The following is a 17,241-nucleotide window of genomic DNA, read 5'->3' as shown; positions in this document are numbered from 1 at the left end:
CTTCTGTTTAAATGTAGTTTCTCGTAATATCGGCAAGCTTCGCATCATTTGTACCATTTCCAAGAGCCGCAAACTTCCACTCATTCTCTTGACGGTAAAGTTCTCCGACGATTAACGATGTTTTTCCTGCATAGTCATCTTTTAAATTATATTTCACTAATTCTTGATTGTTTGAACGATCAACGATGCGAATGTAAGCATTTTGAATCATACCAAAGTGTTGGTTTCTTCTAAGGGCATCATAAATGTTCACGACAAACACCAATTTATTCACATTACCCGGCACCTTGCTCAAGTTGACGAGGACTTGTTCATCATCTCCGTCTCCTTCACCAGTCAGGTTGTCACCTGTATGCTCAACACTGCCGCATTTGCTTTTTAGGTTGCCAAAATAAATCAAATCTTTATTTTCCGTAAACTTATCATTTTTCAGCATGAGCACTGAAGCATCACAATCAACATCAGCGCCGCCTCCGCCGCCAAACAGCTTTCCTAAAAACCCGCCGCCTTGTGATACAGGGTCCCAGCCAAGTCCAACAAGAATATTCGTTAGCCCTGCTTTCCCTTTTGTTAAATCAATACGTTGACCTTTTTCTAATGTAATCGCCAAATCAATCACTCCTCCAGCATAATAAAAATCTATTTATTAAGCGATGGACCCTATTAAAATCATCATACATGAAAATTCGACAAAATTCATGAAATGACATTGGAGCCTCTTACTCTTTTTTCTATTTACTAGTATATACGATCTATGTTCAAGATAGGTTTCAAACACTTTATATTTTTTTAAAGAAAGATGCACAATGAAAATAGTTCATGTCGTAAATGAAGTGTTTCATGTGAAACATTGTCGAAAGGTCCCGGCGAGCAGCTCTTGCTGATAAGGAGCGTAAGATGTGGTTTCATATGTTGATATAGAAAACATAAAAGCATGTGTTCAAAGGATAAACCCTTTCGTTTCCTTCCACCCATTGATTTCTTTATACTTATATTCAGCATGTTGTTGAAAGGATGTTGATGATGCCATCACTTCATATATTAGATCAAGTCGCCATTCCTAAAGGTCAGTCTGCTCAGGAGACATTGATTCATACAACGCAGCTGGCTCAGCTGGCTGAAACGCTTGGGTATGAGCGCTATTGGTTCGCTGAACACCACAGCACAAGGGGGCTCGCTAGTACAGCACCTGAAATATTAATGGCTCATATTGCGGCTCATACATCGACCTTGCGTACCGGATCTGGCGGCATTTTACTTCCTCAGTACAGTCCTTTTAAAGTAGCAGAGGTCACGCGGCAGCTTGAAGCCCTTTATCCTGGACGGATTGAGATCGGAGTCGGCAAATCCCCCGGCGGGATCGAAAGGACGAGACTCGCATTGACGGACGGCGTGCATAAAGATTTGTCTCAGTTTGACCGCCAGCTGAAGGATCTTCTTTTTTACTTATCAGACAGCCTGCCTTCTGGTCATCCGCATGCAGGTGTGAAAGCTGCTCCGCTTGTTGATGCTAATCCGCCGGTTTGGCTGCTTGGACTAGGAGAAAATAGTGCCATGCAGGCGGCGGAGCTTGGAATCAACTATATTTTTGGCCACTTTATTCATCCTGCACGCGGCAAACAAGCATTTGAGACGTATCGATCACACTTTTCTCCATCTGTCTTTTCTAGGCAGCCACAATCTATGTTTGCCGTCTTTGTCATCTGCGGTGAAACAGATGAAGAAGCAGACCGGATCGCCAGCAGTACAGATTTATGGCTGCTGCGTGTTGAAAAAGGACTGGACAGCCGCGTTCCTTCTATAGAAGAAGCAAATGCCTATCACTACACCACGCAGGAAAAGAAAAAAGTGCTGCAAAACCGCCAGCGGATGATTGTCGGCTCGAAGAAAACGGTGAAAGAGCAATTACAGACCTTGATGGACCGCTATCAAACGGATGACATCATGATTCTGAACAATTCCTTTGATCCGATTGAAAAACAACGCTCCTACAAGCGAATAGCAGAATTATTTTGAAGCCAGCTTTTCAGGCTTCTGGCTTCTTTTTTTACATTGTCATAAAAAATGGGAAATGTAACATCAAGATGTCAAAATCCTTCCGTCTGTCATCTAATCGCAAATGTGTCTTCTAATCGTTAGCGAACTGTAAACGCATAAGAGGTGTACCTTTTATATAGTAGAGGTACATATTCAATGAACGGTTTACGACGCTGAGAAAAAGGAGATGACAGACATGAAAAAGAGACTCGATTGGGTAGATGCAGCTAAAGGAATCGGCATTCTGCTCGTGGTTATGGCGCATGTGCCCATTCCAGATTCGCTCAAGCAATTCATTTACTCTTTTCATATGCCGCTTTTCTTTTTACTATCAGGCATGATGTTTCGGTCATCCTCATCCCCTGCTTTGTCATTTATTCAGAAAAAAGCCAAAAGCTTACTCCTGCCCTATCTCTATTTCTCCATCATTACGTATGTATTTTGGTTCTCCGTTACTCGTTTTTTCGCATTCAAGGGACAAACGGATATCGACCCTTTCGTTCCGTTTACAGGTATTTTCATATCCAATGCAGATGAAGCAAGACTTACACATAACCCAGCGATTTGGTTTTTAACGACACTCTTTTTAGTGGAAATTTTATTTTTCTTTATGCATCGTCTTTCAAAAGGGAGACCCGCTGCCTTAATCTTGCTGACTGTTCTTTGCGGAGGTGCTGGATATGTTTCTACCTTGCTTTTAGATCAAAGTCTTCCTTGGAATGCCAATGTTGCTTTGACGGCTGTTGTGTTTTATTCGATTGGATTTTTAGCAAAGCAGTGGTTTGTGGAATTAAAAACAGATCCAACCCTGCTTTTATGTACAGGTCTGCTTGTGCTGACGGCTTACATGCAGAGCTTTAATTCACGGATCGATATGCGCGTCAACGACTACGGTGATCTCTTTATTTTCTATGCATGTGCTCTGCTCGGTTCAGCTGCCGTGATTTATTTAAGCTTTAAATTGAAAACATCCCCTATTTTGACGTATCTAGGACGAAATTCTATTGTCATTCTTGTCTTGCAGTTTGCCGGCATTGATATCATGAAAGCATTTGTTTTTTATGGACTTGGTATCAATATTGCTGATACAGCGCAGCTCTCTTGGACACTTTTTTATACGATCGGCACATTGCTGCTCATGGTGCCATGTATCTCCTTCCTGGGCAAGTACCCGATGCTGCTCGGCAAACGAGCCAAAGCTACACAACGCTACGAACAAAAAACATCCGCCGGCTGAACAGGCGGATGTTTTTCGGATTAATCATTGATTTGAGAAGGATAAAGTGTCATTCCACCATCCACAAATAAGGTGGTGCCTGTGATATATGCCGCTTCCTTAGAAACGAGGAATGCCGCAGCGGACCCAATCTCCTTCGGTTCACCAAAGGTCCTCATCGGAATTTTCTCAAGCTGCTTTTGTTTTTTCTGTTCATCCTGCAAATCATCATTTGATTCGGTTGCCATGGTACCTGGCGCAATCGCATTGATTCGAATACCTGATTCTGCATAATCAAGAGCCAGCGTCTTTGTCATCATATTCATTCCGCCCTTTGAAGTGGAATAATGAACGTTGAATGGGCGCGGAATCTCCTGATGGACACTGGAAATATTTAAAATAGATCCTTTGATGTCATGCTCCATCATATAGGCAAGCGCAGCCTTTGCGCCTAAAAATGCACCTGTTATGTTCACATCGATGACGTTTTGCCATTGCTCCAGCGTCATCTCATGCGGCAGCGCTTCTTCGCCGTTGAAGCCTGAATTATTGACGAATACATCTACTGTACCGAAATGTTCCAATGCTGTATCCATGATGGCTTGGATGCCTTCCTCTTTGGAGACATCTGCGTGTACTTTCACCGCCCCACCTCCGTGCTTCTGAATGGCTTGTACCGTCTCTTCAGCTCCATCTTCATCGCCTTTATAGTTCACAACCACATTCATTTCCTCTTGTCCAAACCGCAATGCGATCGCTTGTCCAATTCCTTTTGAAGAGCCTGTGACAATGGCTGTTTTCCCTTTTAAATCTTGATACATCATCATTTCCTCCATTCACGTGCTTCATCTTGTTGATACACAATGGTTACCCATTTTGGAAAAAACAAAAACACAACCCTCTGCATTCGTACTCTAAGAGGATTGTGCGTTTCATCAAGCTAAAAGGTGTTATAGACATTTTCACACGTTTCGGCGGTTGGCTGATAAAAGCAATGCGACTTATACCTTGCCACAAACGGCTGATTATACCATGTCGCTGGACAATTGCCAGGCGGTTTAAAATACCAAAGGCTGAATTTTGCCGGCCAAAAACGTTCTCCGTTAATATTTCTCCGCGCAAGTGTTTTTTCAGTTTCTCGTGCTCGTTGATAAAAGTACCCATGCGTGACCGCTTCGAATGCATGCTCCTGATAAATCATTTGTGGAATCGTACGCAGCCCTTTAAAGTCAGAGCAGTTGGCACGCAGCCGATTGATGCCCACATTTCCTACGAGCAGCATCCCTTGCTTCCCTTCACCTTCTGCCTCCGCTCTCAGCAGTCTGGCCATTAAATCAATATCAGAGCTTGTCGCTCTTACCACTGCCATACATCCACCTCCAGTTCGTTTCTCTTTTATTTTATGTAGCGTTTCTGTGTAGATGACTGCCATTTTGACATGAAAAAGCACGTTCAGTGTCGGCAGCCTGTCTAAATTTGCTGGACATGTGTCTTGCTGTCAACAACACACAAACCAAGTGATCATCCACATAGCAGGAAAAAATATTCATTACTATATACTCATTTACAAGTCATAAAAATCCTTCTAATTGCGACATCATCTTCAAAAACAGTCATTTGAACCTATTCAATAATCCGACTCAAAACCTTAAAATATAAAATGTTGAGTTTCTACAGGAGATATCAAATAATAAATTACAAGTTTCTCCTCTCAACTTAGTGTCATTTTTACTACTTGAAGCCAATCAACCTCGGAAACGCACTGAGGTATTGACAGTACTTTCGCTTCATTCTACAGTAAAAAACATACAGTATTTTTCTTTTTGTGCAAAAAGAACGATATGAACTACAGCTTTTCAATGAAATTCACCATAAACCCGAGGAGGAAAACACGACATGTTTAAAAAGAAATTATCCCTGTTTCTTCTGATCTTGTGTGTAACTGTTGTCGCTGCCGCTTGTAGTGGTGGTAAAGACAAAACAGCTGCGAAAGAAAACGATACCAAAAAATCTCTTGATGCAGCAGAGGTAAAGGTAGAAAGTGCTGAGTACACATTACCACCTCAATACGATACATCTGTACAGGATGATCAGTATGTACTAAAAGTGAATGTATCTGTAAAAAATATCAGCAAAGAGCCTCTCAATGTTGATAAAAGCAACTTCACACTTTACCAAGATGACGCACAAGTATCTACGATCTCTCCAGATGACTACAATGAAGTATTATCTTCAAGCTCTTTAAATGCAGACAAAGTAACAAAAGGCGGTCTATTCTTTGTTGTTGACAAAGACAAAGACTATCAGCTTGTTTACACAGAGCCAGGCAGTGGATCGAAAAAAGATGACAAAACACTAGAATTCGATATTAAAGGAAAAGACTTAATGAAAAAAGCAGATACACTACAAGCATCTGCAAAAGCTCTTTCTTCTTATATTGATGTGATGATTTTTGGTAAGAAAAACGACGATTTCGAAAAACTAACAGGTGATAACAAATCAACTGTTGTGAATGAATTCGATAAATCATTCAAACAAGGTTATATCACTTCATCAGGTATTTCTTCTAGCTCAGCGAAGGACGAAAACCTTGATAAGCTTTTAAAAGCAGTAAAAGAAACATTAGCTGAAAAATCAAAAGTATCAACAAAAACAAAAGCGATCAGTGGTGATAAAGCTGTCGTGACTGTGACTCTTACACCGATTGATGCAAGTCCGCTTGTCGATCGTTTGAAAGAGAAAGCGACTGAGTTCTACAGCAAAAACCGTTCAGCATCTTATGATGATGCACAGAAATATCTACTTTCTATCTATCCAGATGAATTTAAAAAATTAGGACCATCATCTTCTGAAGAAACAGTAGAAGTGAACATGAAGAAAAATGATATCGACCAATGGAAACTTGATTTGAACGACTACAAAACAAGCTCATTAGTTGAGAAATTCATCAAGAACTAAAGAAAAACCCCCGATTCCGGGGGTTTCAGATTGTTGACAAAGGGCTAAAATGATCTTTATTTTAGCCCTTTGTCTTCTTTTCAGCGTGATAGAAAACCTTTGCAGTCTTGGAAGGGCGAGCACCGGAGCGCAGAACTGACAAAGAATGCGAGGGTTTGTCTACACGCTGAAACCCCCGATCCCGGGGGTTTTTTTAATATGATGAACACAAGCGTATTGGTTGCGGCGTATATCAACATTTCTTATTTTAAGGGTGGGAGTCAATGCTAAAGTCTAATCAAAACATCACCTACACGGGTGATGAAATGTTAGAGGTATTAAAAGAAATGAATTTGATTCTTTTGTCTTTGCATAACATGGGTTCTTATTATGGTGAAAAATTTCATCAGTATGGTGAGGAAGCATATAGAGGAGAATATGAAACAGAAACCACACGATTTATAGATGAGTGGGAGGTCACTCAAAGACTCGCTAAAGTACGAAAGATACTATCTTCGAAATTTGATAGTACTTTAGGAATTGACGATATGGATGACATTGAAAGAGCATTGGAAGACATCAAGTACTGGACAAAACCCAATGACAAGCCAAATCCATAGACATTTGATTCACTAGCAAACGAGTTCACAAGCAGGGGAATCTCTTTATAAGGAATTCCCCTTTTCAGCTTCATATTCTTTAATGATCTCAATTGGATCAACCGCATCTTCCTCTTGTGCGTATTCCTCTACATAAGGAGTCGTTAATTTTTTAAACCTTTGCTCCTCGTCTACTAAAGCAACATAGACATCATATCCTTCATAATCAGAAGGGAATAACGCTGCAGTAGAACAACCGGTTTCTAAAGCCTTGTCTATTGCATTTCTTAGTTCTAATAAGCCTTTCCTATTTCCCAAAATAAAGGCTTCAAAATGGTGTGTTTGCTGAGCATATATATTACATAGTCCTAACACATCATCGTCATCTGTTTGATAAGGCATATCTTCACCCCCTCTTTAGTGAAAATAGGATGATTATGTCATTTCCTCTTCCATTATGCCATAACAATTCTATCCCGAGCCTTTTTTATATGAATCTCCGAATATAAAAAAACTTGTAGAAAAAATCTACAAGCTTTCCTTTCTTTATTTCGCAAGCATCCATTTTTCTTTCATAAACAAGCTTCTGACGATGACAAACAGGATAACGACTGCCAAGGCTGAGGAGCCGAGTGTCAGAGTGACAGCCACCGGATCGATGATACCAAACATCAGTTGCTTACAAAGCGCATGAATATTAAGGAATGGGACCGCAAAGTAATACGTATCTAGCTGCGTAGCACCTGCTCTCATGGTAAAGAACATTGGGATCACACCTAGTGTAATGATCATGGACATGTACGACTGTGCTTCTTTGACTGAGCCCGAAATGACGCTGAGCAGCAATTCAATCATGGATACCATGAAGGAGAAGATGATTAACGCCGCAAACATGACGCCAATAATGCTCCACATTTGATCACCAAAGTTCAGAGCCTGCTTCAGCTTTTCTGTAAAGAGCAAAGTGGATAGAAGCAGCATACCGATCGCCACAATCCCACTTAAAATACCAAACATAGAGACAGCGAGCCATTTCCCGATGAGAATCTGGAGTCTGCTGGCAGGTGTCAGGAACAACGCTTCAATGGATTTCCGGTCTTTTTCACCTGCTACAATATCAAGCGCAGCCGGCAAAGCTCCTGAGATGACGGAGGTCACCAAAATCATCGGAAGGAGAATCGACAACAGCATAGCGGTCACTCCGTTTTCCCCTTCATCCCCTTCTTCTACATCAACGGACTGCACCTCAAAAGGATGAATAACGGACGTATCGATTTGATCGGCTGCTAATCGCTTTTCGACCACTTGGTTTTGATATTGCTCCAGCAATGATTGCAGCATTTGAACAGTGATGACCGAATCATCATCTGTCGTATATCCATGGATTTTAATAGCGAATGGCTTTTGTTGTTTGAGCATATCGCCTGCCTCTTTCGGCATTTCAAGGTAAGCATTTGCCTCTCCATCTTTGACCGCTTGCTGCGGATCATCAAATGTTTCAAGGTTTAGGTTTTTGACCTCTTTGATCATTTGGTTCATTTCGGCTGGAAGCTGTTCATTGATGGCGACTGTATAGGCTTCATCCCCTGGATCTGCAATCATGCTTTCATAAAAGAACACCAGTCCAAGCATGGTCAAAAGAGGAATCAGCACGGTTAAGAGCAACGTTTTTCGATCTCTCAGCGCATCTGTCATTTCTTTCAAAAAGACGGTTTTCCACATTATGAAATCCCCCTAGCGAGCTTCGACATAAAGATATAGTTCAAGTCATCACTTTGTTCCTGAGTATATAATTCTGAAAGTGTCCCTTTGTACACAAGCTCTCCTTGATGAATCATCATGACACTGTCACAAAGCTGGCTGACTTCTTCCATGATGTGGCTTGAAAAGAGGATGGTTTTGTTTTGCTGCTTGAGCTGATGGATAAAATCTCTGAAAATATTACTCGACGTGATATCTAAGCCTGTTGTCGGCTCATCAAATAAGATAATGTCAGGATCATGAATTAACGTTCTGGCAATCGCCACCTTTTGTTTCATCCCTCTTGAGAATCCTTTCACCTTGCGATCCATATATTGTCTCATTCCAAAACGCTTTGCCAAATCCTCTATTCTTGCTTTGATTTCATGCTGATCTAAGCCATACAATTTGCCAAAGTATTCAAGGTTTTCTCGTGCCGTCAAACGATCGTAAAGCCCCGTCTCACCGCCAAACAAGACACCAATTCGCTTTTTCACTTCCGTTGATTCTTTCACCGTATCAAAGCCTGCGACAGTGACTGACCCGTGCGTAGGCTCTAATAATGTGGCTACGGCGCGCAATAATGTCGTTTTCCCTGCACCATTTTCTCCTAGAATACCAACGACTTCCCCTTCCTTCACGGAGAACGTCATATGTTTCATCGCTTTCACGACTTTTTTCTTATCTTTAAACCAGCAGCTGCAATCGCTGAGAGTAATCATTTGGTTCGCCCCTTTCAACTTTACTTTCTAAGTCTATGATAGAAAAAATAATGCCTGTCTGATATAAAAATGTCGCGAAACGTCCTTTTTCTGTCTTGAAATGATCTATTTCAAAAAAACAAATGGTAAAATAGACAAATAATAAGAAGAGTCATAGGTGATTTTTATGATAAAAGTAGGTCTCGTCGATGATTACCGAGTAGATTTAGAAAAGCTGCACGCCATTGTAAGCAGGATGGAGGCTGTGGACATTGTCTTTGTCACGCAGTCAGCAGAGGATGCATATGAGAAGGTCAAACAAGGAGACATTGATCTGTTGTTCGCTGACATTGAAATGCCTGGAATGTCCGGCTATGAATTAGCGGACCTCATTCACTCTCACGCACTGAATGTCGATGTGGTCTTTGTGACAGGAAACAGTGGTTATGCAGTCCATGCGTTTGATTTGAATGTACATGATTATATTATGAAGCCCTACCAAGCTGATCGAATTGCCAAATGCTTAGAGCGCTATATGTCCACCAAGCAGGAGAAAAGCATTCATGGACGGCTTCTCATTAAGCAGCAGTCAGATATTCATGTGCTGCAGAAAAAGGATGTCATTTTTGTTGAGCGAACGGGCCGGTCAACAACTATCGTGACAACATCAGGAGAAATCCAGACATATCAAACTTTAAACGAGTTAAAGGGTGATCTGGCTGAAAAAGATTTTATCCGCTCCCATCGATCGTTTATCATCAATATTCATTACATTAAGAATTTCTCGGCGTATGCTAAAAATTCGTTTATCGTGTCTTTTGAAGGGACAGATAAAAAAGCCATGATGACCAAGCAGCAATTAGAATTCTTTAAGAAATACTATTTTTAAGGAGAACGAACGTGAACGCTTTCTATCTTGGATTTCGCATTTATGCCCTCATATGGCTGGGTCTTGCGTTTCATGCAGCTGCTGAAGCCTTTCTACCGCTATCATCAATTGTGTTGTGGATTCTTACCTTTTGCGTAATATGTGTTTATACATTCTTCATGTACAAAAGATTTTTACCTCATACGAGTGGTTATGTGATATTAGGTGCTTTTATACTCATCACCTGTGCAGGCTTTTTGCTGTTTCTAACGCAAGAGAATGGGCTGAGCTGTCTTTTAGCAATCATCATGATGGTGACAGTCGATATCCTCTCATTGAAGGTGATGCAGACAGAGAAACAGTTAAATGGACGGCTTCAAGAGCTTATAAACGCAGAAGCTAGAACCAACGAATTACTTCTTGAGCTGCGGAGTAAACATCATGAAACAGCCAGACATTTAAATGCCTTTTCGGCGTCGAACGACGAGTATGAGATTAAAGATTTGATTCAGCAATACGTCAAACATTTCCCATGGATGAAAGGAGAAAATGCATATTTAGCCTCTACCCTTCACATCTTTTTGGAGCGGGCTGAGAAAGAGAACATTGCACTTTCACTAGACCTTCAAGCTCCCTTTTCATCGCTTCCCTTTTCAAAGGCGGATCAGGTTAGTTTTACTGGCAACCTGCTTGATAATGCCCTAGATGCAGCGATTGAAGCAAAGAAAGCTGGAAAAGAGGGCAGCATTTCGGTCACAACCTCTATTCGGAGCGGGCTATTTTTAATCCATTGTGAAAACAGCACAAAGGGTATGGAAAAACATGAGTTAGATCATTTATTCAAAACTTTTGGCCGCTCGACAAAAGGCGGCGATCATCAAGGCATGGGGACGTATATCATTCATCAGCTTGTTGAAAAGGCAGACGGTACACTGGATTTCACTTACCGTTCTCCAAATTTACGGCTCGTCATCAAAATCCCTCTTACAATGTCATAAAAAAAAGGTGCATAGCTGCACCTTTTTTTCGTGTTAAGAAAAAATCTTGTCGATTTGATTAATTTCCTCTTCAGTTAGTTGAACATCATTTGTTTTTAAATTTTGCAGCACTTGGTCTGCTCGTTTTGCCCCTGGAATAATAGCATCAATGCCATCCTGAGCTAAGAGCCAAGCGAGTGCGACGTGTGCCGTTTCTGCATTCTTTGATTGGGCAATCGCCTTCAGCTTGTCTACTTTTTCAAGATTTGAAAGGAATGCATCACCTTGGAAAAGTGGGTCTTTTGCTCGAATATCATCAAATGTGGCATCCTTTGTAAATTTGCCAGTCAACAAGCCTGATGCCAATGGGAAATAAGGAATAAAGGAGATACCATGCTCGACGCAGTATGGAAGAAGATCCTGCTCCGCCTGACGTTTCAGCAGAGAATACTCCGACTGAAGCACGTCTAAGTAGCCATCTCGGTTAAAGGCTTGAAGCTGTTCAAAATCAAGGTTGGATGCACCGATCGCCTTGATTTTCCCTTCGTCCTTTAATTCCTTTAATGTGCCTGCTACTTCTTCGAGCGGGGTGCGCCCATCCGGGAAATGCATATAGTACAAGTCAATATAATCTGTTTGCAGTCGTTTTAGGCTATTTTCGACCTGCTCTCTTAAGAAATCACGGCTGTTATCAAGTTCAATTTGCCCGTTTACTTCCTTATGAGCTCCTTTTGTCGCAAGGACAAGCTTTTCTCTGCCGCCTCTTTTGGCAATGATCTCACCGATTAATTCCTCTGAACGGCCCAGCCCATAAATAAAAGCAGAATCTAAGAAATTGACACCTTGATCAAGAGCCGTCTCCACAAGCTCCCGTCCAGCATCCTCACTAAGATTCGGGAATAAATTATGTCCACCTACTGCATTCGTACCAAGCCCTATCGGATTCACCTGTAATTCAGTTCGTCCAAGCGTTACCTTTTTCAAAAGCTCATCTCCCTTATCTACGTAATCATCCTTATTTTCCCATGAATCAATTCCAACATTCAAGTATCCCGCTCTCTGAAAATCAACCTGCAGGTGGACGCCGAGAAAATAGTTGATGCGTATGATGAAGATAGACTAAAGCGAAAAGGAGATCTTGTCATGACCATTCAAATTGTCATCATTATCATTATCCTGCTTTTAAGAACAGGCAAGGAAAAAGAAATCCGCCCCATCAGGCTTCTCATAGGGCCGCTCATTTTATTAGGCACTCTCTCTTATTCCTTTACCCAGCATATTGAAATCACGGCGATGAGCCTGCTTGTGATGACTGGCTTTGCATTCGCAGGTTTTGCAATCGGGCTTTGGAGAGGTAAACTATACAAAGTAACATATGATCAACAGTCGGGACGTATCACCGCCGCCAGCTCACTCTATGGAACACTTTTTTTCATCGGAATCATTCTTATCCGGATGACAGTAGGTTCAGTTGTACAGGATGGCGGTCATTCCCTGATCATTTTCGCAAATGGCCTGACATTCCTTCCAATTGGCAGTATGATCGGATTACGTTTTATTCTTTTAAAAAGATATATGAACATCAAGGCATCTGCTGCTATTTAACTGACAGACAGGAGTTTTTGATATGAACCTTCAGCAGCCAATCAAGCTTTTAGGTCAAATAAGGCGAAAATTCGTATTAGGCCTTGTATTGACCTATATGTATATTCAAATGTATGAGCCCCTTTCAATAGGCGAATTGGTGTTTCGCACCTTCGTCTATTTAGTGTTTCTCCTTTGTCTTTTTCCAAAAAGCAAGCTGTCACCTAAAAAGCAAATTTCTATGCTCCTCTCGATGTGGATTCTGACACATCTCTTGTGGATGGTGACAGGTCAGATTCAAGACAGTATTGGGCTGACCTTTTTTATGATTGGCTTTATCGCTTTTCGTTTTTCAGAGGCGCATCATCCCTATCTATTTGCTATCATCTTTTTCACTAGTGGGGTCAGTTATTATGTAAATGATTTTTCTTGGAACATGGTGATCACTCTCCCGCTATTCCAGCTGCTTGTGTATACACTTGTCTTGATCTCTAGAATGCGCCGGCGTGAACAGGAATTAAAGGATGAACACTTCGGAGAACTGCAATTGGTTCACAAGGAATTATCAGATGCCCATGAACAATTAAAAAAGGCGCATATAGAGCTTGAAGAAGCGACCGTTCAGTCACTCCAATTTGCTGTGCTGGAGGAGCGGAGCAGAATTGCACGTGACCTGCATGACAGCATCGGTCACCAATTAACCTCAATGATTGTCCAGCTGCAGTCTTTGCCCTATCGTTTAAAACAGGAAGAACCAGAGCAGATGGCGCAGACGTTTCAGGAGCTGATCAATATTTCTAAAAATTGTCTCACCGAAGTTCGTTCTGTGGTTCATCATATGGCGTCAGATGATGCAGGTCTCGGACTTGCCGGACTTCGCAGTCTCATCAAGCAAGGAGAGATATCAGGAGAGCTAGATATTCAGTTTCATACAGAGCAGCTTACGTATAAAAAATGGCCGCTCTCCGTATCTGAACTGCTTTACCGCATTTTACAAGAAGCCATCACCAATACAATTCGCCATGCCAAGGCGACCGCGATGACCATTACACTCTATAACCACCAGCATGAGCTGATGATGAACATTGAAGACGATGGAAATTTGACCAGCGAAAAAGATATTTCATTTGGATTTGGACTGTCAGGCATGAAAGCACGGTGTGACGCAGCAGGCGGTTCCCTCAAGACGTCCATACGCGAGCCGCACGGCTTTTGTATCCATGTTCAAATTCCTATCAAGGAGGACTCTGAGACATGACAACCCCTATTAAGATTGGCATTATTGATGATCAGCCGCTGATCCGCCAAGGATTTCGTTATATTGCAAGCGCTCAAGAGGATATTGACGTCATATGGGAGGCGTCAGACGGTCAGGAGGCGGTTGAGCTTTGCTTGACCAACAAACCCGACGTACTGCTCATGGATGTACAAATGCCTGGAATGGATGGCATCACGGCAACAGAGCACATTTTAAAAAAGCACCCAGATGTAAAAGTTGTGATTCTCACGACCTTTGATACGGAAGAATACGTCTTTGACGGGATTCGTGCAGGGGCAGTCGGTTATTTGCTGAAGGATACAATGCCTGAGGAATTAATTCAGGCCATCCGCACCGCCTTTGCTGGTGAATCTGTCTTTCGAACGGCAGCCTCTGAGCACATGATGGCACGAGCTCTTCAGCAAGCAAATGATACACATCACACTCATCTGCTTCACGAATCATTTACAGAACGTGAACGCGATGTTTTACAGCAAATGGCCTATGGTTTAAAGAATGAAGACATCGCTGATCAATTATTTATCAGCAAAAGTACGGTAAAAACGCATGTGCACCGTATATTACAAAAGCTCAATGCACAAGACCGCACACAGGCTGTCGTCTTCGCCATCCGGCACCGCCTCGTCAAATAAAAAACTACCTTTATTTCAAGATTTTTATACAAAAAACATTTAAAACCCAAAATAAATCTATAAATCAATACTTATTAACCAGTATATTATGCTTATTTAATTCCTTATTTTATAGGTAAATGTGTTAAAAACTATTAAAAATAGGGACTAAAACCTATTCCTCATCATGAATGAATTTCGATAGAATGAATAGTGCAAATCGTCATTAGGATATTTTCCCCTTTAACACCCGAATATACCATTCTATCTGTTTCTTTTTTCATAGTCAGATAGCGGGAATGAAATGACGAAAGAAAAGCAAAGGAGCATCAACTGTGAATTTTAAAAAAATAAGTGCCCTCCTCATGATTTCATTCGTGATGATCATCTCTGCAGCCTGCCAGAGCTCAGCCAAATCAACAGACACTGACCAAAAGTCAACGAAAACAGCAGAGGTAAAAGTCAATAGCTACGAATATACGTTACCAGAAGACTCAACCACTACCCTGAGAGACAATGAATTGGTACTAAAAGTCAACCTAACGATCACAAACAAAGGTGACAAAGCCCTTTCATTATATAACTCTGACTTCTCCCTTTATCAGGACGATGCCAAAGTATCTGATTTAAAATTCTACGGCAGTAAAGACCGTCTTGACCTTGGTTCACTGAACAAAGGCAAGTCACTTTCAGGAGCTCTATATTTCCTAGTAGACAAAGGGAAAAAATATCAGTTCGTGTATCAGGACAGCATCAAGAAAAACAGTGATTCCATCCAAATCGATCTAGATGGAAACAAAATACTCGATTCAGCAAAAAAGCTGGATAACCCAGCAAAAGCGTTATCAGCATATACCGATATTATTGTTTTTGACAAAAAGAACGATGAATTCGCAGATTTAACGGGTGACAACCAATCGGATGTCGTCAATAAATACCATGAAATGTTTGTTAAAGACTTCAAAAGAAGTGCAGGAATATACGGTAATGAAGTGAGTGACCGTGATATTCTGTCGATGTACAAACGCATTCAAAACACTATGAAGGATAAAGCCAAAGTAGAAACAAGTGTAAAAACCATCTCTGATGACGAAGCAAAGGTTGTCGCTCAAGTAACAGGCATTGATGCTTCTAACTTAAAAGACAAACTAGACAAGAAAAGAGACGAGTTTTACAACGGAAAGATCCGTTCTAAAGAAGAATTGTATAAAAAAAGCTTAAACATGTACGCATCTGAATTCGAAAAGCTTCCTCCCGTCTCCAGCCCAGCTGAATATGAAGTGAAAATGAAACGTAATGGGGATGGTCAATGGAAAATCGACCTAAACGATTATAATACAGAGCAGTACATGAGTGGTTTTATTAAAACAAGATAATCTAAAAAAAAGACGCTGGCCTCTGAAGGTGCCGCGTCTTTTTTAGATTATACTGTCGCTTCTTGCTCTTCTTTCACCGCTTTTTCGATATCTTTAAAACGGCTCGATACAGTCGACGCACTAATGCCATACTTCTTCGCTACTTGTGCTTGAGAAAGCGGAGCATCGCTTGCAAGTGAATGAATATAGTATTCGATTCCTGCAGCAAATGACGCTGCTTTACGGATCACAGGTGATTTCTGATCACAGTAGGCTTTCCAAACCGTTAAAGCACCATCTGTCAGGCTTTGGTCACCATGCTCCTTCATTCCGTCTTCAATCAACTTAGCTGTTTCCAGCTGGACGTCACTTGCCCAGTCCATACGATCTGCTGATAGACCTGCATCGCCTTCTGTTTGAGCAGATGCTTCTGATTCTTCTACTTCTTGCTTCGCAAACATACACTTCAGCACATCAGGGAATGATTCTCTCATAAATGTGCTGCGCGCTCCTCCATTTGCTTCATATGCGTCAACAAGCTGGCGGACCTGAAGAAGAAGAGTATCCGTGAACTCTTTTGCAAACATCGTATACTGAATGAAAAACTCTGCTTTTTCTTCAAATTGAACAGGAAAACCAAGCACGAGACTTCCCTTTTCAGGCAGTACCGTTTGATCCGGTTTTACATCTACTTCAACCTTCTCAGCTGTTACCATATCTTCAAAGTAAAGAGACTCGTCCGTTTTTTCATTTAATAAAAGCAAAGATGGTTCCATGTCTGTCCAAGATTGGACCACTTGTCTTGTTTTCGGACGGGTAATATCTTCTGCTTTCTTTGTCAGGAATTCTTGGAAAATGGTTTCTTTCTGATCAGTTAATGGACGGAAGAAGATGCCCCATACACTCAAATGAAAAACTGAGATTTGTTGCGTTTCTTTATCCATATCTGCAAGGAAAGAAAACTCATTAATGAATTGATTGATCGCTCTTTGATGTTTAGAAAAAGCATAATTCATTAAATCCTTTTGAACTTGTACAGCTTCCTTAAACACAAGCTCAGACGTTTGTTCTCCGCCTGATTTTTGACCACAGCAATGTTTATATTTTTTTCCGCTTCCGCATGGGCAGAGCGCATTTCGTTTAATTTTTCCCAAAATAAAACCTCCGACATTCTAGTCTAACCTCACTATTTTAACAAACGATTGTACAGGAGGGTTTTATTTTCAAGAAAAAAGAAAAATCAGAATGATCAGATAAATCATAAAGACACCTGAAGATCAAGACAGATCATAGGAAAGACAGACTTTCTCTGTTTATTTTCTCCAATCATACCAACA

18 protein-coding genes are annotated in these 17,241 nt (G+C 41.2%); 10 read left to right on the top strand and 8 right to left on the bottom strand.

From position 1 onward, the window contains the following. Positions 1-7 precede the first annotated feature (7 nt). A complete protein-coding gene (locus OIT90_RS14090) occupies positions 8-610 on the bottom strand; it encodes a TerD family protein (RefSeq protein WP_039176264.1) in 603 nt (200 codons plus the stop codon). 413 nt (positions 611-1,023) lie between these two features. On the opposite strand from OIT90_RS14090, the gene OIT90_RS14085 reads away from it, so the two are divergent. Together OIT90_RS14085 and OIT90_RS14080 are read left to right on the top strand one after the other, a co-directional pair. After that, the gene (locus tag OIT90_RS14085; protein ID WP_474892646.1) at positions 1,024-2,016 is read left to right on the top strand and encodes an LLM class flavin-dependent oxidoreductase; all 993 of its coding nucleotides are present in this window, start codon (positions 1,024-1,026) and stop codon (positions 2,014-2,016) included. A gap of 217 nt (positions 2,017-2,233) precedes the next feature. Beyond that, positions 2,234-3,274 (top strand): acyltransferase family protein, encoded by a 1,041-nt coding sequence (locus OIT90_RS14080; RefSeq protein ID WP_330545862.1) that lies wholly within the window; start codon positions 2,234-2,236, stop codon positions 3,272-3,274. Between the two features lie 20 nt (positions 3,275-3,294). Here the strand turns inward: OIT90_RS14080 and OIT90_RS14075 are convergent, their stop codons facing one another. Both OIT90_RS14075 and OIT90_RS14070 read right to left on the bottom strand, forming a co-directional pair. Then, complete coding sequence (locus tag OIT90_RS14075) at positions 3,295-4,074, bottom strand: glucose 1-dehydrogenase (RefSeq protein ID WP_039176252.1); 780 nt, start codon at positions 4,072-4,074, stop codon at positions 3,295-3,297. 119 nt (positions 4,075-4,193) lie between these two features. After that, complete coding sequence (locus OIT90_RS14070) at positions 4,194-4,622, bottom strand: cell wall hydrolase (RefSeq protein WP_039176249.1); 429 nt, start codon at positions 4,620-4,622, stop codon at positions 4,194-4,196. Positions 4,623-5,149: 527 nt separating this feature from the next. On the opposite strand from OIT90_RS14070, the gene OIT90_RS14065 reads away from it, so the two are divergent. Beyond that, positions 5,150-6,211 carry a DUF4352 domain-containing protein gene (locus tag OIT90_RS14065; RefSeq protein WP_039176247.1) on the top strand — a complete coding sequence of 354 codons (1,062 nt, stop codon included), beginning with the start codon at positions 5,150-5,152 and terminating at the stop codon, positions 6,209-6,211. Between the two features lie 263 nt (positions 6,212-6,474). After that, positions 6,475-6,810 carry a hypothetical protein gene (locus tag OIT90_RS14060; protein ID WP_064498775.1) on the top strand — a complete coding sequence of 112 codons (336 nt, stop codon included), beginning with the start codon at positions 6,475-6,477 and terminating at the stop codon, positions 6,808-6,810. Positions 6,811-6,855: 45 nt separating this feature from the next. Here OIT90_RS14060 and OIT90_RS14055 read toward each other — a convergent pair whose 3' ends face one another. The 3 genes from OIT90_RS14055 to OIT90_RS14045 all read right to left on the bottom strand — a co-directional run bounded on the left by OIT90_RS14055 (position 6,856) and on the right by OIT90_RS14045 (position 9,251). Continuing rightward, positions 6,856-7,191, bottom strand: coding sequence for a hypothetical protein (locus OIT90_RS14055; RefSeq protein WP_366204375.1), 336 nt, complete (start codon positions 7,189-7,191; stop codon positions 6,856-6,858). Positions 7,192-7,335: 144 nt separating this feature from the next. Then, entirely contained in the window at positions 7,336-8,511 is a 1,176-nt protein-coding gene (locus tag OIT90_RS14050; protein WP_039176241.1) for an ABC transporter permease, read from the bottom strand. Then, positions 8,511-9,251: an ATP-binding cassette domain-containing protein gene (locus tag OIT90_RS14045; protein ID WP_039176238.1), complete on the bottom strand. Its 741-nt coding sequence runs from the start codon at positions 9,249-9,251 to the stop codon at positions 8,511-8,513. The genes OIT90_RS14050 and OIT90_RS14045 overlap by 1 nt, the downstream gene beginning before the upstream one ends. Before the next feature lie 166 nt (positions 9,252-9,417). On the opposite strand from OIT90_RS14045, the gene OIT90_RS14040 reads away from it, so the two are divergent. Together OIT90_RS14040 and OIT90_RS14035 are read left to right on the top strand one after the other, a co-directional pair. Further along, positions 9,418-10,119, top strand: a complete 702-nt coding sequence (locus tag OIT90_RS14040) for a LytR/AlgR family response regulator transcription factor (protein ID WP_144495724.1) — start codon at positions 9,418-9,420, stop codon at positions 10,117-10,119. Between the two features lie 11 nt (positions 10,120-10,130). Next, positions 10,131-11,096, top strand: a complete 966-nt coding sequence (locus tag OIT90_RS14035; protein WP_474892645.1) for a sensor histidine kinase — start codon at positions 10,131-10,133, stop codon at positions 11,094-11,096. A gap of 33 nt (positions 11,097-11,129) precedes the next feature. On the opposite strand, the gene OIT90_RS14030 is transcribed toward OIT90_RS14035, so the two are convergent. Further along, a complete protein-coding gene (locus tag OIT90_RS14030; RefSeq protein ID WP_260776049.1) occupies positions 11,130-12,059 on the bottom strand; it encodes an aldo/keto reductase in 930 nt (309 codons plus the stop codon). 159 nt (positions 12,060-12,218) lie between these two features. Here OIT90_RS14030 and OIT90_RS14025 point away from each other — a divergent pair, with 159 nt between their 5' ends. The 4 genes from OIT90_RS14025 (at position 12,219) to OIT90_RS14010 (ending at position 15,925) form a co-directional block, all read left to right on the top strand. Next, positions 12,219-12,680: a DUF1453 domain-containing protein gene (locus tag OIT90_RS14025; protein ID WP_260981899.1), complete on the top strand. Its 462-nt coding sequence runs from the start codon at positions 12,219-12,221 to the stop codon at positions 12,678-12,680. A gap of 22 nt (positions 12,681-12,702) precedes the next feature. Beyond that, positions 12,703-13,917 carry a sensor histidine kinase gene (locus tag OIT90_RS14020; protein ID WP_474892644.1) on the top strand — a complete coding sequence of 405 codons (1,215 nt, stop codon included), beginning with the start codon at positions 12,703-12,705 and terminating at the stop codon, positions 13,915-13,917. Continuing rightward, positions 13,914-14,570, top strand: a complete 657-nt coding sequence (locus OIT90_RS14015; RefSeq protein WP_058837260.1) for a response regulator — start codon at positions 13,914-13,916, stop codon at positions 14,568-14,570. Before OIT90_RS14020 ends, OIT90_RS14015 begins: the two co-directional genes overlap by 4 nt. Positions 14,571-14,884: 314 nt before the next feature. Then, entirely contained in the window at positions 14,885-15,925 is a 1,041-nt protein-coding gene (locus OIT90_RS14010; protein WP_058837259.1) for a DUF4352 domain-containing protein, read from the top strand. 47 nt (positions 15,926-15,972) lie between these two features. Here the strand turns inward: OIT90_RS14010 and OIT90_RS14005 are convergent, their stop codons facing one another. Further along, the gene (locus OIT90_RS14005) at positions 15,973-17,058 is read right to left on the bottom strand and encodes an SEC-C metal-binding domain-containing protein (protein WP_144495709.1); all 1,086 of its coding nucleotides are present in this window, start codon (positions 17,056-17,058) and stop codon (positions 15,973-15,975) included. Positions 17,059-17,241: the final 183 nt, after the last annotated feature.

Source organism: Bacillus sp. ABR (assembly GCF_056172715.1).
The sequence above is the reverse complement of the archived record's forward strand: the minus strand, read 5'-3'. Positions and strand labels throughout refer to the sequence as shown.